This window comes from Gordonia sp. p3-SID1431 (assembly GCF_025143765.1).
Taxonomy (GTDB): domain Bacteria; phylum Actinomycetota; class Actinomycetes; order Mycobacteriales; family Mycobacteriaceae; genus Gordonia; species Gordonia hongkongensis.
The window spans coordinates 20,439-41,727 of the sequence record NZ_JAMBDT010000011.1; the positions used below are offsets into that span (position 1 = coordinate 20,439).

Below are 21,289 nucleotides of genomic sequence, written 5' to 3' on the forward strand. Positions count from 1 at the left end.
GGAGCAATGGTTATGTCGTTCTTTCGGGTTAGCGAGCAGGGTGGTCGCGCCCTCCGCAAGCTCCGGCCGCTCCTCGGAGAACACACGTGACCAGGGGTCATGCGGTTCTCTCGCCTCAGTCGCAGGCGGCTAGCAGCTGCTTGATCTCGTCGTCGAAGGCGTTCGCGATGGCCCACGGGTCCGGGGTCTGATCGGTACAGCCGACGATGCCGATGTTGAGGTTGCCGTCGGCGGAGAAGACCGTGATGTTGAGTCCCAGGCCATGCATGATCGGGCCCAGCGGGTAGACGCCGGTCACGCGCGCGCCGAGGAAGTACAGCGGGAAATCCGGGCCGGCGACGTTGGACACCAGGACGTTGAACACCGGCGGATGCGCCGACGCCCAGTTGCGGTCGCCGTAGATCTTCATCGCGGTGGACAGTGTCGTACCGGGAGCGAACTGCGCCCAGGACCGCAGGATGTTCGCGTCGATCTCGGCGTGGTGCTCCTTCGAGGTCCGGCTCAGCTCTGCCTGCTTCCGCAGCCGCGCGACCGGGTCGGGCTCGTCGGAGGACAGCAGGGTGAACATGCCGGTCACCTTGTTGGTGCCCTCGACGACGAGGTCCTTCTCGTCGGCGCCGTGCACCGAGACCGGGACCATCCCGACCAGCGGACGATCGGGGAGCTCGTCGTGACCGAGCAGATAGGTGCGCAGTGCCCCGCCGACCATCGCGAGCACGACGTCGTTGAGCTTCACCTCGAAGTGGTCTTTCACTCGCTTCACATCGTCGAGCGAGAGCTGGGTGACGGCGATGCTGCGGTGCGGGGTGATGGGCGCGTTGAACCGGGTGCGTGGGGCACGGAACGGTGCGGGCATCGCCGAATCCTGTTGTGCCCGACGGAACCAGCCGACGGGCACGCCAAGCGTGCGGGGGAGCAGTTTGGCCATGGCGAGGGGCCGCTGCACGAAGTAGTTGACCGCGCCGCCCGCGGCCATCGCGACGCGCGACGACGGGCCGGCCGACTCCCCCACCTTCTCGGCGTCGAGATCCGGCGGTTCGGGCGTGAGCGTGCACATCTGGGCGAGCATCTCGGCGCCGGTCACACCGTCGGTCCCGGCGTGGTGCATGCGCAGCATCGCGCAGACCCGGCCGTCGGCGAGACCCTCGATGATCCACAGCTCCCACAGCGGCTTGCCGCGGTCGAGCGTCTGCCCGGCCAGGTGACCGCACAGTTCGGCGACCTCGCCGGCGCCGCCGGGGGCCGGCACGCCGACCCGGTGCACGTGCCGCTCGATGTCGAAGTCGTCGTCCTCGATCCACACCGGGTGGTCGATGTTGAACAACGAGTTGTCGAGTTTCCGCCGGAACGCGGGTATGGCAGCGATGCGTCGTTCCATCTCGGCGCGGAGCTTGTCGAAGCGGTAGCCGCCCGGCATGGTGCTCGGGTCGATCTCGAACAGACCGATCACATGCATCAGTTGCGAGCGTGTCTCGAGGTAGAGAAACGATGCGTCCAGTCCGCTCAAGCGCTGCATGGGATTCGCCTTCCCTCGACGTCGGGCACCCGACCCCGTGGGCACCCCACGCCATCATGCCGCACGCGACGACCCCTGCGGGGTCGGTTCCGGCACAGCCGTGACGGCGTCGAGATGCCAGATGAACCCCGCTCAGAGCGGCAGCGAGTCGACCATGTCCAGAATGTCCTGTCCATCCGTTTCGAGGACGACGATCATGGCCAGCTCGCGCGACGGGTCGTCGGTGATCTTGAAGACCCCGCGTCCGTTCTCGTCGATCAACCCCGTCCCGTGCCGCCATCGCACCGGCCGCGACGTCTCCGAGGAACGCGAGTACTCCGCGTTCAGCGCATCTCGGGACGCGAACCAGAACACCCCGAAGGGGCGATCGACCGAGCCCGCGGCACATCGGACGACGAACACGGTGCGCACCTGACCCGCTCCGGTCTCCGACGGCCCGACCTCGTCGCGACCGCCGGAGTATCGGCGGATGCACTCGGTGTTCATCCACTGCGCCGCGGTGTCGGGGGCCTGCGGGAGCAGCTCCGGGAACTGCGCCACCAGCGGCGCGAACTCCCCCCAGCTCGCGCCCGTCCGGACCCGCTGCACGGGCCCGGGCTCGGAGTACACACCCGCGCGGATCGCGATGACCCGGTAATCATGTTCTCCGGCAGGCACACTCACGTCCTCGGCGGAGGTCTCGGGTCCCTGGTGGACGACGTAGCCGTCGCCGCGGAGCAGCTGATAGGCCGACGCCCCGGACACCGGGTCCCACGACGCGACCACCCGTCCCGGTCGCGCCTGCAGGGTCAGGCCGCCGGGGGTGTCCGGCGCGTCGGGCGCGGTCACCGACCGGACCACGACGAAGCCGCCGACGGCGACCACCGCGGCGACGAGCACGATCAGCCCGATCAGCCACGGGCCCGACTCGAAACGGCGCCGCGAGCTCGGTGTCGTGGTGGGGGACGTCGAGGGTGTCGGTGAAGTCATCAGATCGGCAGCCTTCTCAGGACGTCGCCGGCTGCGGCGGCGGGCTCACCCGGGACGACCACCCACACCACCGACCGGGCGTGGTCGCCGTCGTCGAAGGTGAGGATCGCCTGCCCCTGATCCCGCTGCTTGTCCGACAGGTACAGCGTGCCGGTGTGCCCCTGCGCGGTGGTGTAGTCGACGCCGCGGAGGTCGTGGGCGGTCACCTTCGCCGCCGCGACCGCTTCCTCCGGGGTCTCGTAGGTGTCGACGATCACCTGATACGCCGCCACACCCGGGTCCGACGGCCGCCCGCTGTCGTCGCCGGTCGCGGCGTCGGCGTCGCGGGTACACGACACGGTGCGTTTGCTCGACGAGAACGCGAGATCGCCGTCCTCGCCCCAGCAGCGCATCGCGTCGAAGCCGTTGGTGCTCAACGGCGTGGCCGGGATCAGGTCGTGGTACAGGTCGGCGATGGGCTGCAACTCGCCCCATGTCATGAAGACATCGACCTGTTCGGAGTTCCGGGAGAAGTCCGACACCCGGCCGCCGTCATGCGCGGCGACCTGATACGTGTACATGCCGGGCACCGGCCGGGGCGCAGTGAACTCGGTGGCGGGCCCGGAATAGATCACGTCCTCGTTCTGGGTGACCACGTAGTCGGTGGCCCCGGCCACGCCGTTCCAGGTCAGTTCGACAGCGGTGGTCGTGACCTCCACGTCCGGGGGATCGGGGGTGTCCAGGGAGGTGGCCGACATGCGTGCGAAACCGATTCCGGCGCCGAGGATCCCGGCGACGAGCACCGCCACGATGGCGATCGCGGCGAGGTGGCGAGGCCGGCGGACGGAAGTGGGTTGCGTCGCATCGTCATCGGATGGCCAAATCTGCGACGGACCCGGTTGCACAGGCGGTGGCGTGTATCCCGTGCTCCCCGCGATGCCGGCGCCGACGTGCCGGAACCCCGGGCTCGGTTCCGGACCGGCCGGCGCGGGCCGGGCGGGGGTCCCGGCCGGGGGCTCGGTCGGGGGCTCGGTCGGGGGCTCGGGCCGGATCGCCGGGCCGATGAGCGTTGCGCGGGAATCGAAGACGTCGGCGAGCGCGGCGGCGAACTCCCCCGCCGTCGGGTGACGACGACCCGGCTCCTTGGCGATCGCCCGCGCGAGCACGGCGTCGACCCCGGCGGGCAGCGCCCGGTTGCGGGCGCTCGCCGACGGGGGTTCGTGATGCATGTGCGCGGTCATCAGTCCGTGCAGCGACGGCGAATCGAACGGCGGCGCACCGGTGAGGAGTTCGTACGCAGTGGCAGCGAGAGAATAGATGTCGCTCCGGCCGTCGACGCGCAACCCCTCGATCTGCTCCGGCGAGGCGTAGCGCATGGTCCCGATGGTGATCCCGGTACCGGTCAGGTGGGTCACCTCGTCGAGGACCTGGGCGATGCCGAAGTCGGTGAGCTTGACGGCCTCCGGGGCGCTGTCGGTGGCGCCGTCCGAGCCCGGCGTGATGAGGATGTTGGCCGGTTTGATGTCCCGGTGCATGACGCCGCGCCGGTGCGCCGCGTCCAGGCCCGCCGCCGCCCCGGCGATGATCGTGCACGCGAGACCGGGGTCGAGGGGCGACTCCCGGGCGAGCATCCGGGCCGCGTCGGTGCCCGGCACGTACTCCATCGCGATCCACAGCAACTCGTCGAACACACCACGGTCGTAGACGGCCACGATGTTGGGATGGTGCAGCGGCGCGACTATGTCGGCTTCACGTTCGAACCGCGCGCGGAAGACCGGGTCCGCGGCATGGACCGAGCGGAGCACCTTCAGGGCGTCGGCGCGCGGCAGCCGGGGATGCGCGGCCTGATAGACCTCGCCCATGCCGCCGCGTCCGAGCACGTCGAGGACGCGGTACCCCGCGATCAGGTCCCCTACCTGGTACATGACGTCCTCACCGATCCGTGTGCGGTGGCTGTGCTGGGGACGAATGGTACCGATTGTCGCGAAACGCGGTGGACCACACCGGTGCGGACTCTACGATCGTCGGCGATGGAAACCACCGAGAACCCGACCCCGACGACCGCCGAATTCACCCCGGCAGAGCTCGACGAGGCCTTCGCACAGTTCCAGCGCACGGTCGCCGAGATCGCCGTGAGCCGGGACTGGGATCGCTATGCCGAACTGTTCACCGAAGACGCCGACTACATCGAGCACGCCTTGGGCACCATGCGCGGCCGCGAGGAGATCCGGACCTGGATCTGGCGGACGATGACGTCGTTCCCCGGCAGTCACATGACCGGGTTCCCCTCGCTGTGGCATGTGGTCGACGCGCCGACCGGCCGGGTCATCTGCGAAGTCGACAACCCGATGCGCGATCCGGGCGACTCGACACACATCACCGCCACCAACATCACCATCCTCACCTACGCCGGCGACGGCCGGTGGAGTCGCGAAGAGGACGTCTACAACCCGATGGAGTTCGGGCGCGCGGCGATGCGCTGGTGTGAGAAGGCACGCGAACTGGGCACCATCGACGAACCGGCCACGGCGTGGATGGAGACGACGGGCGCGATGTTCGCCTCGCGTCCACGTTCCGGTTGAGGGCCCGCCGACCTGCGCGAACACCGGTTCCGGCGTCGCCCGTACCAACGTGACCGACACCACCGGCCGGACGCGTAACGCGACGCGCGGGCGTGAACGACACCCAGGCGACGGACTTGGGACACCGGTGTGCGTGCCGTACGCTAGAACTTTGACCAGTGGCGACGGGGCGGCGCGGGGGACCCGGCCCGACACACCACGGTCCGGTGGGCGGGGTGCGCACCTCTCCACGACGACGTCGCGAACCACGGTCGTGGCCGCCGGCCACGCACGCGGATCGATCGACACGACGCACGACGACGACACGCAATGACGACACACGCGGACACCGTTCGGAGGACATCTATATGGCACGCGACCTGACGCAACTCGAGCTACTCAAGGAGCTGGCCCCGGTTGCCGAGGACAACGTCAACCGCCACCTCAAGATCGCCAAGGACTGGAACCCGCACGACTACGTGCCGTGGGACGAGGGCCGTAACTTCGCCGCCCTGGGTGGCGTCGACTACGACCCCGAGCAGTCGCAGCTCGACGAGGTCGCCAAGGCCGCGATGATCACGAACCTCCTCACCGAGGACAACCTGCCGTCGTACCACCGTGTCATCGCCGACAACTTCTCGATGGACTCCGCCTGGGGCCACTGGGTCGGTCGCTGGACCGCCGAGGAGAACCGCCACGGCATCGTCATGCGCGACTACCTCGTGGTCACCCGCGGCGTCGATCCCGTCGCCCTCGAAGAGGCGCGGATGATCCACATGACCAATGGTTACGACCCGATGCTGGCTGCCGCCGGACGCGTGGACGAGCTCGAGGAGCACGCCGACGAGCTCGGTCTGCTGCATTCCGTGGCGTACGTGACCTTCCAGGAACTCGCGACCCGCGTCAGCCACCGCAACACCGGCAAGGCGTGCAACGACCCGATCGCCGACAAGATGCTGCAGCGCATCGCGGCCGACGAGAACCTGCACATGATCTTCTACCGCAACATCTGCGGTGCGGGCTTCGACATCTCCCCCGACCAGACGCTGCGCGCCGTCACCGACATCGTGACCAACTTCCAGATGCCCGGCGCCGGTATGCCCAACTTCCGTCGCCACGGCGTGCTCATGGCCAAGCACGGCATCTACGACCTGCGTCAGCACCTCGAAGAGGTCGTCATGCCGGTCCTGCGTAAGTGGAACGTCTTCGAACGCGACGACTTCAGCAGCGAGGGCGAGAAGACCCGCGAGGAGCTCGCCGCCTTCCTCGAACAGCTCGAGAAGGACACCATCCGCTTCGAGGAGATGCGCGACCGTTCGCTCGCCCGCGAGGCCAAGAAGCGGGAGCAGCAGGCATCCTGAGCACCCTCATCGACAGCCACCCGGCGCCCTCGACCACCGAAGGCTCGCTTCCCAGCTCCCTGAGGAGCGAGCTTGCGAGCGTCTCGAAGGGACTACGTATCGGGTCCATCGAACTGGCCAGCCCGGTCGTGCTGGCCCCGATGGCCGGTGTCACCAACGTCGCGTTCCGGACGCTGTGCCGCGAACTCGAGCTCGCCCGCACCGGAACCGTCTCCGGGCTGTACGTCTGTGAGATGGTCACGGCGCGCGCGCTCGTCGAGCGGCACCCGGTCACGATGCACATGACGACCTTCGGACCCGACGAGAACCCGCAGTCGATGCAGCTCTACACCGTCGACCCGGAGTACACGTACCAAGCCGCGAAGATGATCGTCGACGAGAATCTCGCCGACCACATCGACATGAACTTCGGCTGCCCGGTCCCCAAGGTGACCCGCAAGGGCGGGGGGTCGGCGATCCCCTACAAGCGCACGCTGTTCCGCAAGATCGTCGCGGCGGCCGTCCGGGCCACCGAGGGCACCGACATCCCGGTGACGGTCAAGTTCCGGATCGGCATCGACGACGATCACCGCACCCATCTCGACGCCGGCCGGATCGCCGCCGAAGAAGGTGCCGCGGCCGTCGCCCTCCACGCGCGCACCGCATCGCAGCGATACTCCGGTGAGGCCGACTGGGACGAGATCGCCCGCCTCAAGGAGCACGTCACCACCGTGCCGGTGCTCGGCAACGGCGACATCTTCGAACCCGCCGATGCCGTCGCGATGATGGGCCGGACCGGCTGCGACGGAGTCGTCGTCGGCCGCGGTTGCCTCGGCCGGCCCTGGCTGTTCGCCGAACTCGCCGCCGAACTCGGCGGTTTCGACGCTCCGGCGCCGCCGAACCTGGGCGAGGTCGCCGACATCATGGTCCGGCACTGCCAGCTCCTCGTCGATCACCACGGCGAGATGAAGGGTTGCCGCGAGATCCGCAAGCACGTCGCCTGGTACCTCCGCGGTTTCCCGGCCGGCTCGGAGATCCGGCGGCGGATGGCACTCGTCGGCAGCGTCGACGAACTACGTGAACTGCTCGCCGAGCTGCCGGCCGACGCGCCGTTCCCCTCCGACGGTCACGGCCCGCGCGGCCGGCAGGGTTCGCCGGCGAAGGTCGCGCTGCCGGACGGCTGGCTCGACGACCCCGACGAGGACGTGATCCCCGCAGGCGCCGAGATCATGCACTCCGGCGGTTGAACCGGATTGCGAAAACCGTCACAACCGGTGCCCGGCTGAGACGCTTTCTCAGGTGGGATCAGTACTATTGCGCGGAGGTCCCGGCCGCCGGGACCTCCATTCTGTGCGCACCGCACTGGTCGAGCCCCGATCCGCGGTGACTCCGCGACACGACCACGGGGCATGAGGAACGTGCATTGAGTCGTAGGACACCGGGCCCGGACGACCCCGAGGTGGGCGACGCCGATCGCTCTCGTCGTGGTCGACGCGCCGGACGCTCCCGCGACGACTTCGAGCCCGTCCCCGGTCCGGACGCGCCCGGTTCCACCGACCAGGGCTCCCCTCCCCCGGCGCACCCCAGCCTCCGCGAGCCACGCTCGGCAGATCGGTTCGTCCGGGGACGCACACGCCTGACGGTCCGCCAGCTCATGGAGCAGATGAACGCGGAGGAGTCGGCACCGTCAGAGCCGCCCACCGGCTCCGGCCGGTCCGGCGCCCGCCGAGCGACACCGCCGCGTCCGGAGTCGCGGACCTCCGAGCCCCTGTCGTCGACCCGCGGGCGGTCCCGCCGCCCCGGCCCGCCGTTCGGACAAGCGGTGCCCCCGTCGGCCCCGCGCGGGCGGGTCCCCGCCGCTCCGCAGCCGGCGCCCGACGACCGCCCGACCACCGTCCATCGTTTCGACAACGACGTCACCCAGAAGATCCCCACCGTCGGCGACGCCGCGCCCGACCTGTCCGATCGCGCGACCGAGAAGCGGGTGATCGAGGAATCCCGCGCCCAGGAGCCGGTCGCCGGCGGCCCGGCCGGACCGCCGGCCCCGCAGCCTCCGCTGGAACGCACACCCGACCTCACCGAGCCCCTCGCCCTGCGTTCGGCGCCTCGTCGCCACCCCGGGCGCCACGAGGACCGGCAGGGCGCGATGCTGCGCAAGACCGCCGCGACCGGACGGATACTGGTCGCCATCGCGTGCGTGCTCGCACTCGTCGGCACCGGCTTCGTCTGGGGTTACCTGCAGTCGTGGAACGGCAACTGGCGCAACGTCACCGCCGTCGACCCCGACGACCAGAACATCCGGAACAAGGACGCCCAGTACGGCGACGAGACCTACCTCATCGTCGGTACCGACACCCGCGGTGGCCAGAACTCCAGGGTCGGCGCCGGCACCACCGCCGACGCCGAGGGCGCCCGTTCGGACACCGTCATCCTGGTGAACATCCCGGCCAACCGCAGTCGCGTCGTCGCGGTGTCGTTCCCGCGCGACCTGCAGGTGGATCAGCCGGCGTGCAACGCGTGGGACAACGAGACCGGTGAGTACGGCGCCGAGATGCCGGCCCAGTCCGGCGTCAAGCTCAACAGCGTCTACTTCTACGGCGGTCCGCAGTGTCTCGTTCGCGTGATCACCGCGATGAGCGGGCTCAACATCAACCACTTCATCGGGATGGACTTCTACGGCTTCGAGAAGGTCGTCCGCGCGATCGGCGGCGTCGAGGTCTGCTCGACGGTCCCGCTCTACGACTACGAGATCGGCCAGATCCTGCGTAAGCCGGGCAAGCAGAAGCTGACCGGCCGGCGCGCACTGAATTACGTTCGTGCCCGCAACATCAGCACGGAGGGCAACGGCGACTACGGCCGGATCAAACGCCAGCAACTCTTCATGTCGTCCCTGTTGCGGTCGAGCCTGTCGGGCAATGTGCTGTCGAACCCCAACAAACTCAACGGGATCGTCAACACGTTCATCGAATACAGCTACGTCGACGGCGTCGACACCCAGTCGCTGATCAACCTGGCCGAGTCGATGCAGGGCATCGAGGCCGGCCGCGTCTCGTTCCTGACGATCCCGACGTCAGGTACCTCCACCGACGGCGCCAACAACGAGATCCCGCGCACCGACGACATCGATGCGATCTTCGACGCCATCATCGACGACCTGCCGCTCCCCGGCGAGCAGGCGCGCAAGAAGCCGCCGTCGTCGTCGAAGGCGCCGACGAGTCCCGGCGCACCGAGCACCGACTCGAACGCCAGTGCTCCCGGACCCGTGACCGCGACCGCCCAGAACCCCGGCAATGTCGGCGTCCGGGTTCTCAACGGCACGGGCCAGACGGGCCTCGCCACCGAGGTGTCCGAGCAGCTCACGCCGTACGGTTTCGACGTTCGGGGTGTCGCCGATGCCTCGGAGAACCGGGACGACACCGTCGTGCGCTACGGGCCGGGACAGCGCGACGCCGCCGCGACGCTGGCCGAGATGTTCCCGAACGCGAGCATCCAGCTCGACCGCACGGTCAAGTCGGGTGTCGAGCTCATCGTCGGTGCGGATTTCAGCGGCTCCCTGGAGTCGGTACCGGCCTCCGGGGCGACCCTGACGGCGAACCAGCTCGCACCTGCGGAGAACACCGGCAATCTGCCCAACGACCTGGCCATCACGAACGCGGGCGACACCACCTGCACGTGATCTCAGGGTGTCGGTGCACTCGCAGGTGGACGGATCTGCACCCGACGTTCACTGGACGTTCATCGGTCGGAGTCGGCCTGGAGTGATCACGCACGTATCCTGGGACCATGCGTACCGCCTATCAAGAGCAACTCGAGGCGCTGACCTCGGTATTGGGTGAGATGTGCGAGCTCGCCGGCACCGCGATGGCGCGCGCCACGCAGGCACTGCTGCAGGCCGATCTCGCCATCGCCGAAGAGGTCATCGGGGACACCGACCGGATGAGCCGGCTGACGGCTCGCGCGGAGGAACAGTCCTTCGCGCTCCTCGCCCTGCAGGCCCCGGTCGCCGGTGACCTGCGTGGAGTCGTGAGTGGATTCCAGATCGTCGCCGACGCCGATCGGATGGGTGCACTGGCGCTCCACGTCGCCAAGGTCGCCCGCCGCCGGCATCCCGCCAAGGCACTGCCGGAGGAGGTCAACGGCTACTTCGCCGAGATGGGCCGCCTGGCCGTCACCCTGGCCAAGAACGCACATGAGGTCCTCGTGACCAGCGACCCGCAGGCCGCCCTTCGTCTCCAGGAAGACGACGACGCCATGGACGACCTCCACCGCCACCTGTTCACCGTCCTGATGGACCGCGAGTGGAAGCACGGCGTCGCCGCCGCGGTGGACGTGACCCTGCTCGGCCGCTACTACGAACGGTTCGCCGACCACGCCGTACTCATCGGGCGCCGCGTGGTGTTCACCGCGACGGGCAAGACCCCGGAGCAGTTCCAGAGCGTGGGGTGATTTCTCTCGCTCGGTGCTGATCATCGAGCGAGGACCACACCGAAAGAGGCCGAGAATTCAGTTTCCGACACTGAATCTCGGCCTTTTTTCATGTCCGTGAATATCTGAGCCCCAACGACGTCGAGGAGATTTCACACGCGCCGAGGTCGTCGTTAGGGTGGCGACATGGCCCAGCACTATCCGACCGAGCCCGATTTCAATGCGGTGACCGACGAGGACGCAGAGGCTGCCGCCCACCGCCGCAAGATCCTGGCCTACCTGGGTGTGACCGCGTCGCTGGTCGCCCTGCTGGTGGTCCTGCTGCTCAACATGTGACACCCCGACACGACGACCCAGGCACGACGAGGCCCGCTCCCCCGGACGGGTGAGCGGGCCTGCTCGCGCGCGGAGGCTCAGCCGAAGCGGCCGGAGATGTAGTCCTCGGTCTCTTTCTTCGTCGGGTTCGAGAACATCGTCTCGGTGTCGTTGATCTCGACGAGCTGTCCCGGCTGGCCGACCGCCTCGAGGTTGAAGAACGCGGTCTGGTCGCTGACGCGAGCGGCCTGCTGCATGTTGTGGGTCACGATGACGATGGTGTACTCCTTCTTGAGTTCACCCATCAGGTCCTCGATGGCCAGCGTCGAGATCGGGTCGAGCGCCGAACACGGCTCGTCCATGAGCAGGACGTCGGGAGAGACCGCGATGGCGCGGGCGATGCACAGACGCTGCTGCTGACCACCCGACAGCCCGCCGCCCGGCTTGTCGAGGCGATCCTTGACCTCTTCCCAGAGGTTGGCGCCGCGCAGGCTCTTCTCGGCGACGTCGTCGAGCTGTGAGCGGTTCCGCACACCCTGCAGACGCAGCCCGGCGACGACGTTGTCGCGGATCGACATCGTCGGGAACGGGTTCGGCCGCTGGAACACCATGCCGATGGTCGCGCGCACGCTCACCGGGTCCACGGTCTTGCCGTAGATGTCCTCGCCGTCGAGCAGCACGCTGCCCTTGGCGTAGGCACCCGGGGTGACCTCGTGCATGCGGTTGAGGGTTCGCAGCACGGTCGACTTACCGCAGCCCGAAGGGCCGATGAAGGCGGTGATGCAGCGGGGCGGCACCTCGAGGGTGACGTCCTTGACCGCGTGGAAGTCGCCGTAGTAGATGTTCAGGTCTTTGATGTCGAGGCGCTTGGCCATGGCATTGGTCCGTTCTGGAAAAGATGACCCGAGAAGGGTGGGAGGTCAGGAGGTCTTGGGGGCGAAGAGTTTCGACACCGCCTTGGCGCCGAAGTAGACGATGGCCACGAGGATGACCAGCGTCAGCGCCGCTCCCCACACCTGGTCGAAGGCGCCCGGCCCGTTGTTGTACTGCTGCACCATCATCAGCGGCAACGACTGCTGGTTGCCGTCGAAGGGATTCCAGTTCATCGCACGCGTCGCACCGACGAGGATCAGCACTGGTGCCGACTCGCCCATCACTCGGGCGATGGCGAGCATGACGCCCGTGACGATGCCCGACAGCGCCGTCGGCAGGACGATCTTCACGATGGTCTTCCACTTCGGGATGCCGAGGGCGTACGACGCCTCGCGCAAATCCTGCGGGACGATCTTGAGCATCTCCTCGGTGGCGCGCACCACGAGCGGGACCATCAGCAACACCAGCGCGATCGCGACCACGAATCCCGAGCGGGGCAATCCGAGGGTGGTGCGCCAGACCGCGTAGACGAACAGCGCGGCGACGATCGAGGGCACACCCGACAGGATGTCGACCATGAAGGTGGTGACACGCGCGAGGAGCGACTTCTTGGTCGCGTACTCCACCAGGTAGATGGCGACGAAGATGCCGAGCGGGATGGAGATGACCGCGGCCAGCGCGGTCTGCATCAGGGTGCCGATGATCGCGTTGGCCGCACCGCCGCGACGCTCGGCCTGGGTCCACCAGTCGATGTCGATGATCGCGCCGATACCGCGCGACACCAGCGTGAAGACCAGCCAGAGCAGGGGAACCAGCGCCAGCAGGAGGGCGGCCATGACGGCGACGCGCACGGTCCCGTCGGTGAATCGCCGGCGCCCGGACATCGGGGTGAAGCCAGAAGGCTTCTTGACCGGATCGGCGGCGGAAGATGTCGTGGTCACAGACATGGTCACTTCTTTCCGGCGACGACCGCGCGGGCGGCGGCGTTGACGATGAAGGTCAGGACGAACAGGGTCAGGCCGGCCGAGATGTAGGCGCCGGTCTTGGCCGGGGAGTCGAACTCCGCCGCGTTGTTGGCGATCTTCGTCGCGAAGGTCTCGCCGCTCTCCATGAGGTTGAAGTTCATGGGGCCGACGGTCGAGATGATGAGCAGCAGCGCCATCGTCTCACCGAGCGCGCGTCCCAGGCCGAGCATCGAACCGGAGATGTAGCCGGAGAACCCGAACGGCAGCACGGCGACCTTGACGACCTCGAACTTGGTGGCGCCCAACGCCAGTGCCGCCTCGCGGTGGCCCTTCGGGGTCTGCATGAAGACCTCGCGGGTCACGGCGGTGATGATCGGCAGGATCATGACGGCGAGCACGATGCCCGCGGTCAGGAGCGTTCCGCCGGTGCTCATGTTGGCGACCTGAGTGGGTTCCTGGAAGAACGGCAGGAAGCCGAGATTGCCGACGAGCCACTCGTTGACCGGCACCAGCGCCGGGCCGAGCACGAGGATGCCCCAGAGGCCGTACACGATCGAGGGGACCGCGGCGAGGAGGTCGACGGTGTAGGTGATCGGTCCGACGAACCGCTTCGGCGCGTATTCGGTCAGGAAGATCGAGATACCGAGCGCGACCGGCATGGCGATCAGCAGCGCGATGACCGACACCACGACTGTCGCGTAGAAGAGCTGCGGGATTCCGAAGGCGAGCTGATCACCGCTGGTGATCCACTGGCCGGTGTAGGTGAAGAAGTTCTCCTCGTTCTTCGCCAGCGACGGGATCGCCTGCGCCAGAAGGAAGAGTGCGATGAGCCCGATGACGATCGAGACCACGAAACCCGAGCCGACGGCCAGGGTGCGGAACACCCGGTCGGCGACGCGGTGATGCGCGGCCGAATGAAGCGAGGATTCGGGCTGGTCGGGCGATGACCCGGTGGGGCGGAACTCGCCGGTGTCCGGCGGAGTCGTGCCACCCTCTTTGCTCAGCGAGGTCATGCGTCCTTCTTGTGATTCGGCTCTGGTCATTGAGTCACTTCCCGCCGTCTCGTGGACACGCGAAATGTCGTGTCAGTGTGTCAACCACATCCGCGGGGCCGCAACCGAGGCGGCCCCGCGCACGCGATCTGAGGGGATTGATCAGGCGTTCCCGGACCCACCGGACAGCGAGTCGATGGTTCCCTGCAGCTTGGTCTTGTAGGCGTCGGGGACCGGCACGTAGCCGATTTCCTCGAGACCGGCCTGGCCGTCGTTCAGGACCGCGGTGAACGCGTCCTTCAGCGTCTGGCTGGTGGCCTCGTCCTCGTAGCCCGCGGAGCAGACGATCGAGTACGGGGTGAGCAGCAGCGGGTACGCACCCGGGGCCTTCGAGGCGAACAGCGCGTCGGTGTCGACGACGAGGTCCTTGCTGGCCGGATCGGCGAAGGCCAGCGACTCGAGCGCGTTGCCCGCGCTCTCCGCGTTCAATTCGACCGGGCCGGCACCGAAGTCGACCTGGGCGACACCGAGATCGTTCTCGGTGGCGAAGCCCCACTCGACGTAGGTGATCGAACCGGGGGTCTTCTTGACGGTGTCGCCGACGCCGGTCGACTTCGAGGCACCGGAACCGACACCCTTGGGTGCGAATTCCTTGCTGTGCTCGTACGGCCAGTCAGCGGGGGCCGAGTTCTCCAGGAAGCGCTGGAAGTTGTCGGTGGTGCCCGAGCTGTCCGAGCGGTACACCGGCACGATGTCGGTGGTGGGCAGCGTCACGCCGGGGTTCAGCGCGGCGATCTTGGGATCGTTCCAGGTGGTGATCTTGCCGTTGAAGATCTGCGCGATGACGCTGGGGTTGAGCTTGAGGTCCTCGACACCGTCGAGGTTGTAGGCGACCGCGACGGGGCCGACGACCAGCGGGAGGTGCCAGGGGGCGTTGCCGTTGCAACGTGCGGTGGCGTCGGTGACCTCGTCGTCCTTGAGGGCCGAGTCCGAGCCGGCGAAGTCGACGTCGCCCGCGATGAACTTCTTGATGCCGTCGCCCGAGCCGCTGCCGGTGTAGTCGAGCACGATGTCGCTGTTGTCGGTGAGGACCTGGCTGAAGTGCTCCATGGCCTTCTGCTGCGCGGTCGAGCCCTCGCCGCTGACAGTCTGTTCGCTTCCCCCACCGCCGCACGCCGTGACGAGTGTCAGTGCCGCGATCGCCGACACCGACGCCAGGGCGCCGTTCCGATTGATTTTCACCGCTGGTGTTGCCTTTCCGTTCGCGTTCCCCGCACCGACTGGCGTCGGCTCCGGAGTGTCCGAGTGGAAAGCTATGGGGGCGTGGTGGACTGATCCCCTCCAAAAGATGAACGACAGGTGAACTGGCCAAGGCAGACGGGGTGCGACCTGCCCATGCGTGATCGTACGTGATCTGCGTAACCCGACATTCGAGACTTAGGCACCTGGCTACAGGACGGATCGTCGGGCTCGCGCGAATCGGCCCGCACACCCGGGGCGGGCTCCTGCCCTCGCCCCACCGGCGAGACCGCCCGGTGGCCTGCCCGACGACCGGCGGCCGCGCGACGCCTCGAGGCCGACGGGCACCATGTCGATCTGGTCGTCGTGGTGGACACGTTCGTCCCACCGCGGGTGCTGCATCGCGCCAAGCGCGCCGACCCGTCCCTCACGACGGCCACCACATATGAACCGCTCCCCCGGAAAGAATCGTGGCGCCGACGAATTCGGGTTCCGCTCGCCGGTGTGGTGAGAACCTCGCCGACCGCCGACGCGCAGGCACTCGAGGAACTCGGTGTCCGGGTGGCGCGGCTGCACCGCCCCCGCCCGTACACCGGTCGCGCGCTCGTGGTGCAGGGCAGCGAGAATCGTGACGACCCGTCGGTGTGGCGGCGGCACATCGTGACCGGGGACGTCGACGTCCTCCGTCTCGAGTGCAATCACCTGTCTGTGGTTCGCGAGCCCCACATCGGCGACGTCGTCGACGCCATCGGCGCCGCACTCGGGCAGCCTCAGCCGTAGGCGACGTCGACGGCGTATCGGGTGAACCCGAGGCGCTCGTAGGTGTGCAGCGCGGCGACGTTGTCACCCTCCACGTAGAGGTTGATCTCCGAGACGCCCTCGCGCGCAAGGTGATGCAGGCCGGCGAGCGTCAACAACCGACCCAGTCCGCGACCCTGCGCCGCAGGATCGACGCCGACGATGTACACCTCGCCGAGGTCCGCGTCGTGCCGCTTCGTCCAGTGGAACCCGAGGAGCTTGCCATCTCCCCCGCCCGATCCGTCGCCGGCACGGTCGAAGGCGAGGAACAAACCCGCCGGATCGAACCAGTCGGCGGCAACCCGTTCACGGATCTGCTCCGGCGACCAGCCACCCTGCTCGGGATGCCAGTCGAAGGCCGCGTTGTTCACCCGCAGGATCTCGGCGTCATCGGCCGGTCCGGCATAGGTCCGCAGGTCGACCGTCGGGTCGACGACGAGTTCGGGGAGTTCGTGGCCGGGTCCGACCGGGCGGCGCAGCTGCAGCAGTTCGCGACGTTTCGTCAGCCCCATCGCCGCGGCGAGCGCCACCGCGCCAGGCAGATCCCCATGAGCCCACACCCGGACCTCGGACCCCGTTTCGGGCGCGGCCCCGAACGCCGCGTCGAGCAACGCCCGGCCATGTCCCTCCCGTCGGTGCGCCGGGTCGACAACCGCCTCGATCATCGCCGGCTCGCCGTCGCGACCGGGGACGATGACGGCGTACCCGGCCTTCGACCAGACGTGCACGATCGGTGAACCCTCGGGCGCGTCGATCGCGGCGACCGCCCCCTCCGAGAGCGGGGCGACACCATCGGAGTCGTTCGCCTCGCGCACCAGCCGGTGAGCGAAATCAGCGACGTCGTCGGGCAGTGCGCCTCGACGCACCTGCGGGTCCTCAGTTCCCGGCACTGGCACTGAACTCCTCGTCGAACGGATCGGGACCGTCGAGCGCGTCGTCGAAGTCATCGGTGCCGACCGCATCGGGACCGGATGCGTCCTCGGACAGGTCGGCGTCGGCCGCGGGCGCCCGGCCACGCGTCGGACGGACTGCCTTGTATCCGACGTTGCGGACGGTCCCGATCAGCGACTCGTGCTCGCTGCCGAGTTTGGCGCGGAGTCGACGGACGTGGACGTCGACGGTGCGGGTGCCGCCGAAGAAGTCGTACCCCCACACCTCCTGGAGCAGCTGGGCGCGCGTGAACACGCGACCCGCATTCTGCGCCAGATACTTCAGGAGCTCGAACTCCTTGTAGGTCAGGTCGAGCGGACGTCCGCGCAGGCGTGCGGTGTAGGTCCCCTCGTCGATGACGAGTTCCCCCAGCGTGACCTTGCCCGAGGACTCCTCCGCAGCAACCCCGCGGGTACGGACCACGAGCAGGCGCAACCGGGCGTCGAGCTCGGCCGGACCGGTACCCGGCAGCAGGAATTCGTCGATGCCCCAGTCCGCGTTGACCGCGACCAGCCCGCCCTCGGTCAGCACCGCCGCGACCGGCACCGAGGAGCCGGTGCTGCCCAACAGGCGGCACAGCCCGCGGGCCGCCGCCAGGTCGGCGCGGGCATCGACCAGCGCCACATCGGCGTTCCCCGCCTCCATGAGTGACGACACCTCGGTCGGAGCGGTCCGCACCGTGTGCGCGAGCAGCGACAACGACGGCAAGACCGACTCCGGATTCGGGTCGGCCGTCAACAACAAGAGATCCACCCAGCACTCCGATCTCGTTCGTCCCCGTCCCGGACCATCCAGATCGCTCACCACGACGTGAACGCCACCCGCGCGTGGCTCGGCGATTGTTTACGCCGCCTTACCAACGTGTGCGAGATAGGTGACAGAATAGCGCCACCGGCGCGCTCACCTGTTAACAAGGCGACCACGACCGCCGGATGACCACGACGGGGAGGGTGATCGGCCGAGCATGCCGCGCATCCGGAAAGTGCTTGTCATCGGTGTGGTCGCCGCCCTGGCCGCCGCGGGGGTCGCGCTCGGCGTCGACGTCGGGGCCGCCGTTCGCGGGGAGCATCAGTTCTCCCGCGCCCTCGCCCAATCCCCCCGCGTGACATTCGATCCCGAGGTCACCATCGCGGGTTTCCCGTTCACCTCGCAGTCGTCCGCCGGCCACTTCGACGGGGCCACGATCGCCGCCCGCGGCGTCGAACTACCCGGATGTCCGCCCGCCCGCGGCGTCTGCCGCGGTGAGCTGGGTGCCTCTCTCGGCCCGTTCGACGTGGCCGACGGCAGCGGATTCTCGGCGAGTGATGTTCTCCACACCGGCTCGATCTCGGCATACACCCGCCTCGATGCCGTCACCCTGGCCCGATATCTGCGCATCGTCGACCTGACCGTCAGCACCCCGGGGCCGGACGACACGGCCGGCGCAGGCGGGCCCCAGGACGGCATCGTCAGTCGCGAGACCGGCGTCGTGCTCACCGGCACGGTCGCACTGCCGCCGGGCGACGGGCTCGATCCCGCCGACCCGCCGTCGGCGTCGTCCTACGACGGCCCCAAGGTGCGCGTGAGTGTCTCCGTCGACCTCTCCGTCGTCGACGGCGCACTGGACATCCGGGCGACCGGCTTCTACACCGGCCCCGAACGCCACGTCGACGCCGAGGTCCCGGCGGAATTCCGCGCCGCGGTGCTCGATCGGTTCAGCCTGACGCTCCCGCGCCTGCCGATGGCCTGGGATGTCGAACCCGATCGCGCGGAGAGTTTCGGCGGGGACGTCCAACTGGTCGGCGACTCCGGTCCGGCATCGGTGCGTCTCGACCGCTTCTGAGCAGTTCAGACCGTGTTCTCCCGACCTCGGCGGCAAAGCACCCCGGCCGTTGGGGGCTCGATCGGCTCTGTTGTACCCTCGTGGGCATGCAGCAGCGCCGTGAGTACTTGCTCACACGACGCCGGGCGATCGACTTCTGTCGTGTCGCCGACTGCTGTTGTCGCACTCGCCGTTGACGGTGTGACCAACCCGTGCTGCGTGAGCAGCCGGTCCGCCCACACCGTCGATGAGAACGGGGGCGTCTCCACCGAGGTCTGCGACCTCGTTCCCATGCGCCGTCACCCGTGCTCATCTCCCCGAGACGCGGGCATCCTTCTCGCGCCTCACCGTCTCCACCATCTCCATCTGTTCGACGACCATCACCGATCCACTCCGAAAGGACACCGCCATGGCACGTTCCGACGTCCTGGTCAGCACCGAATGGGCTGAGCAGAACCTCAATGCCGACAAGACCGTCTTCGTCGAGGTCGACGAGGACACCTCGGCCTACGACGGCGGGCACATCGCCGGCGCCGTCAAGCTCGACTGGAAGACCGACCTGCAGGATCCGGTCCGCCGCGACTTCGTCGATGCCGAACAGTTCGGCAAGCTGCTCTCCGAGCGCGGGATCGCGAACGACGACACCGTGATCCTCTACGGCGGCAACAACAACTGGTTCGCTGCATACGCCTACTGGTACTTCAAGCTGTACGGCCACAACGACGTCAAGCTCCTCGACGGCGGCCGCAAGAAGTGGGAGCTCGACGGTCGCCCGCTGTCCAGCGACGCCGTCAGCCGTCCCGCCACGACCTACAAGGCCGGCGAGCCGGATGTCAGTATCCGCGCGTTCCGCGATGAGGTCGTCGACGCCATCGGCACCAAGAACCTCGTCGACGTGCGCAGCCCGGACGAGTTCTCCGGCAAGATCCTCGCGCCGGCCCACCTCCCGCAGGAGCAGAGCCAGCGTCCCGGTCACATCCCGAGCGCGATCAACGTGCCGTGGAGCAAGGCCGCCAACGAGGACGGCACCTTCAAGTCCGACGAGGAGCTCAAGGAGCTCTACGGCGAGGCGGGACTCGACGGCTCGAAGGACACCATCGCGTACTGCCGCATCGGCGAGCGGTCGAGCCACACCTGGTTCGTGCTGAAGGAACTGCTCGGCCAGCAGAACGTCAAGAACTACGACGGCAGCTGGACCGAGTACGGCTCGCTGATCGGCGTCCCGATCGAACTCGGAGAAGGAAAGTAAGAGATATGTGTGCTGCACCCAAGCAGGGACAGAAGCTGCCCGCTGGCGTCGACGTGGAGAAGGAGACCGTCCTGACCGGACAGGTCACCGACGGCTCGGGTTCGCCCGTCGCCGGCGCCTTCGTGCGTCTGCTCGACTCGACCGGTGAGTTCACCGCCGAGGTCGTGGCATCGCCCACCGGCGACTTCCGTTTCTTCGCCGCCCCCGGCACCTGGACGCTGCGCGCCCTGTCCGCGGTGGGCAACGGCGACGTGACGATCAGCCCCGAGGGCCCCGGCATCCACGAGAAGGACATCACCGTCTCGAAGTGACGCCACGCTCGACCCGGCAGCCCGGTCACCGCACCCGCGGTGACCGGGCTGTCTCGTTCTCACCGCCCTGAGGAGGGAGCCCGCGACCGTCACCGCCCCCTGAGGAGGGAGCCTGCGACCGCCACCGCCGCCCCCTGAGGAGGGAGCCTGCGACCGTCACGAAGGGCCCACCCCTCGACGGCGCCCTGACCACGGCGGGGTTAGAATTCCCCTCGTGGTCCTCTTCTTCGAAATCCTGCTGATCCTGGCCGCCGTGCTGATCACCTGGTTCGGTGTCTACACCCTGTACCGCCTGGTGACCGACGAGTCGTGACGCCCCCACCCGGCGGCACGACGGCCGACGGCCCTGCCGACCCGGACCCGTCCGAGGACGGTTCTGCCGACGCACTCTCGCAACCGCGTCGGTCCGGTGACGAGGCGATCAGTCAGGCCGAGGCCCGGGCGGTGGAGTCCGGCAGCCGTGAACGCAACGTCCCCACATGGGATGATCTGCCGCTCCCGGCCGACACCGCGAACCTCCGCCTCGGCGCGGACCTGCATCCCGGCCTCCTCGCACTCCTGCCGCTCGTCGGCGTGTGGCGTGGCGAGGGCGAAGGCCACGATCCCCAGACGGACACCGACTATCACTTCGCTCAGCAGATCGTCGTGTCCCACGACGGCCAGAACTTCCTCACCTGGGAGTCCCGCTCGTGGGTGATCGACGACGATGCTGCCTACCAGCGGCCCGACCTCCGCGAGTCCGGGTTCTGGCGGATCGGTGAGGACGACACCATCGAATTGCTCCTCGCCCACGCCGAGGGCTCGATCGAACTCTTCTACGGCACTCCCCTGAATCAGACCACCTGGGAACTCGCCACCGACGTCGTCATCAAGGCAGAATCAGGTCAACGCACCGGCGGCGCCAAACGGCTGTACGGACTCGTCGCCGACGGCGACCTCGCCTACGTCGAGGAGCGCGTCGACGCCGACGGGGACCTCACCCCGCGGCTCTCCGCCAAGCTGCGCCGCCACGTCGGCTGATCCACC

20 protein-coding genes are annotated in these 21,289 nt (G+C 68.3%); 11 read left to right on the top strand and 9 right to left on the bottom strand.

The features are described 5' to 3' along the window. Positions 1-115: 115 nt before the first annotated feature. From M4D77_RS04845 to M4D77_RS04855, 3 genes are all read right to left on the bottom strand, one after another. Positions 116-1,516, bottom strand: a complete 1,401-nt coding sequence (locus M4D77_RS04845) for a wax ester/triacylglycerol synthase family O-acyltransferase (RefSeq protein ID WP_068970116.1) — start codon at positions 1,514-1,516, stop codon at positions 116-118. 132 nt (positions 1,517-1,648) lie between these two features. Then, positions 1,649-2,485 (bottom strand): fibronectin type III domain-containing protein, encoded by an 837-nt coding sequence (locus M4D77_RS04850; protein WP_259935660.1) that lies wholly within the window; start codon positions 2,483-2,485, stop codon positions 1,649-1,651. Further along, complete coding sequence (locus M4D77_RS04855; protein ID WP_259935661.1) at positions 2,485-4,389, bottom strand: serine/threonine-protein kinase; 1,905 nt, start codon at positions 4,387-4,389, stop codon at positions 2,485-2,487. The genes M4D77_RS04850 and M4D77_RS04855 overlap by 1 nt, the downstream gene beginning before the upstream one ends. A gap of 105 nt (positions 4,390-4,494) precedes the next feature. Here M4D77_RS04855 and M4D77_RS04860 point away from each other — a divergent pair, with 105 nt between their 5' ends. From M4D77_RS04860 to M4D77_RS04885, 6 genes are all read left to right on the top strand, one after another. Next, on the top strand, positions 4,495-5,046 hold the full coding sequence (locus tag M4D77_RS04860; RefSeq protein WP_078113633.1) for a nuclear transport factor 2 family protein: 552 nt from the start codon (positions 4,495-4,497) through the stop codon (positions 5,044-5,046). A gap of 347 nt (positions 5,047-5,393) precedes the next feature. Further along, on the top strand, positions 5,394-6,386 hold the full coding sequence (locus tag M4D77_RS04865; protein ID WP_058253529.1) for an acyl-ACP desaturase: 993 nt from the start codon (positions 5,394-5,396) through the stop codon (positions 6,384-6,386). Positions 6,387-6,445: 59 nt separating this feature from the next. Beyond that, entirely contained in the window at positions 6,446-7,612 is a 1,167-nt protein-coding gene (gene dusB / locus M4D77_RS04870; RefSeq protein WP_259935677.1) for a tRNA dihydrouridine synthase DusB, read from the top strand. A 176-nt stretch (positions 7,613-7,788) separates the two neighbouring features. Next, positions 7,789-10,041, top strand: a complete 2,253-nt coding sequence (locus M4D77_RS04875; RefSeq protein WP_259935662.1) for an LCP family protein — start codon at positions 7,789-7,791, stop codon at positions 10,039-10,041. Between the two features lie 107 nt (positions 10,042-10,148). Beyond that, positions 10,149-10,811, top strand: coding sequence for a phosphate signaling complex protein PhoU (gene phoU, locus M4D77_RS04880; protein WP_058253532.1), 663 nt, complete (start codon positions 10,149-10,151; stop codon positions 10,809-10,811). A gap of 165 nt (positions 10,812-10,976) precedes the next feature. Continuing rightward, on the top strand, positions 10,977-11,126 hold the full coding sequence (locus tag M4D77_RS04885) for a hypothetical protein (RefSeq protein WP_259935663.1): 150 nt from the start codon (positions 10,977-10,979) through the stop codon (positions 11,124-11,126). Positions 11,127-11,203: 77 nt separating this feature from the next. Here the strand turns inward: M4D77_RS04885 and pstB are convergent, their stop codons facing one another. The 4 genes from pstB to pstS all read right to left on the bottom strand — a co-directional run bounded on the left by pstB (position 11,204) and on the right by pstS (position 15,177). Then, a complete protein-coding gene (gene pstB / locus M4D77_RS04890) occupies positions 11,204-11,980 on the bottom strand; it encodes a phosphate ABC transporter ATP-binding protein PstB (protein ID WP_004022008.1) in 777 nt (258 codons plus the stop codon). 45 nt (positions 11,981-12,025) lie between these two features. Then, entirely contained in the window at positions 12,026-12,925 is a 900-nt protein-coding gene (pstA, locus tag M4D77_RS04895) for a phosphate ABC transporter permease PstA (protein WP_259935664.1), read from the bottom strand. A 2-nt stretch (positions 12,926-12,927) separates the two neighbouring features. Further along, positions 12,928-13,956: a phosphate ABC transporter permease subunit PstC gene (gene pstC / locus M4D77_RS04900; RefSeq protein ID WP_065629737.1), complete on the bottom strand. Its 1,029-nt coding sequence runs from the start codon at positions 13,954-13,956 to the stop codon at positions 12,928-12,930. Between the two features lie 141 nt (positions 13,957-14,097). Next, complete coding sequence (gene pstS / locus M4D77_RS04905) at positions 14,098-15,177, bottom strand: phosphate ABC transporter substrate-binding protein PstS (RefSeq protein WP_065629738.1); 1,080 nt, start codon at positions 15,175-15,177, stop codon at positions 14,098-14,100. A gap of 366 nt (positions 15,178-15,543) precedes the next feature. Here pstS and M4D77_RS04910 point away from each other — a divergent pair, with 366 nt between their 5' ends. Continuing rightward, on the top strand, positions 15,544-15,954 hold the full coding sequence (locus M4D77_RS04910) for a hypothetical protein (RefSeq protein ID WP_259935665.1): 411 nt from the start codon (positions 15,544-15,546) through the stop codon (positions 15,952-15,954). Here M4D77_RS04910 and mshD read toward each other — a convergent pair. Both mshD and M4D77_RS04920 read right to left on the bottom strand, forming a co-directional pair. Beyond that, the gene (gene mshD / locus M4D77_RS04915) at positions 15,945-16,868 is read right to left on the bottom strand and encodes a mycothiol synthase (RefSeq protein ID WP_259935666.1); all 924 of its coding nucleotides are present in this window, start codon (positions 16,866-16,868) and stop codon (positions 15,945-15,947) included. The genes M4D77_RS04910 and mshD overlap by 10 nt on opposite strands. Next, the gene (locus tag M4D77_RS04920; protein WP_058253539.1) at positions 16,849-17,655 is read right to left on the bottom strand and encodes a response regulator transcription factor; all 807 of its coding nucleotides are present in this window, start codon (positions 17,653-17,655) and stop codon (positions 16,849-16,851) included. The genes mshD and M4D77_RS04920 overlap by 20 nt, the downstream gene beginning before the upstream one ends. Positions 17,656-17,866: 211 nt before the next feature. Between M4D77_RS04920 and M4D77_RS04925 the strand changes: the two genes are divergently transcribed. The 4 genes from M4D77_RS04925 to M4D77_RS04940 all read left to right on the top strand — a co-directional run bounded on the left by M4D77_RS04925 (position 17,867) and on the right by M4D77_RS04940 (position 21,283). Further along, positions 17,867-18,724: a DUF2993 domain-containing protein gene (locus M4D77_RS04925; RefSeq protein ID WP_259935667.1), complete on the top strand. Its 858-nt coding sequence runs from the start codon at positions 17,867-17,869 to the stop codon at positions 18,722-18,724. A 388-nt stretch (positions 18,725-19,112) separates the two neighbouring features. After that, complete coding sequence (locus M4D77_RS04930; protein ID WP_058253541.1) at positions 19,113-19,952, top strand: sulfurtransferase; 840 nt, start codon at positions 19,113-19,115, stop codon at positions 19,950-19,952. 5 nt (positions 19,953-19,957) lie between these two features. Further along, positions 19,958-20,263 (top strand): DUF1416 domain-containing protein, encoded by a 306-nt coding sequence (locus tag M4D77_RS04935; protein ID WP_010840619.1) that lies wholly within the window; start codon positions 19,958-19,960, stop codon positions 20,261-20,263. A 309-nt stretch (positions 20,264-20,572) separates the two neighbouring features. Then, positions 20,573-21,283: an FABP family protein gene (locus tag M4D77_RS04940; RefSeq protein WP_078113629.1), complete on the top strand. Its 711-nt coding sequence runs from the start codon at positions 20,573-20,575 to the stop codon at positions 21,281-21,283. The last annotated feature ends 6 nt before the right edge of the window (positions 21,284-21,289 follow it).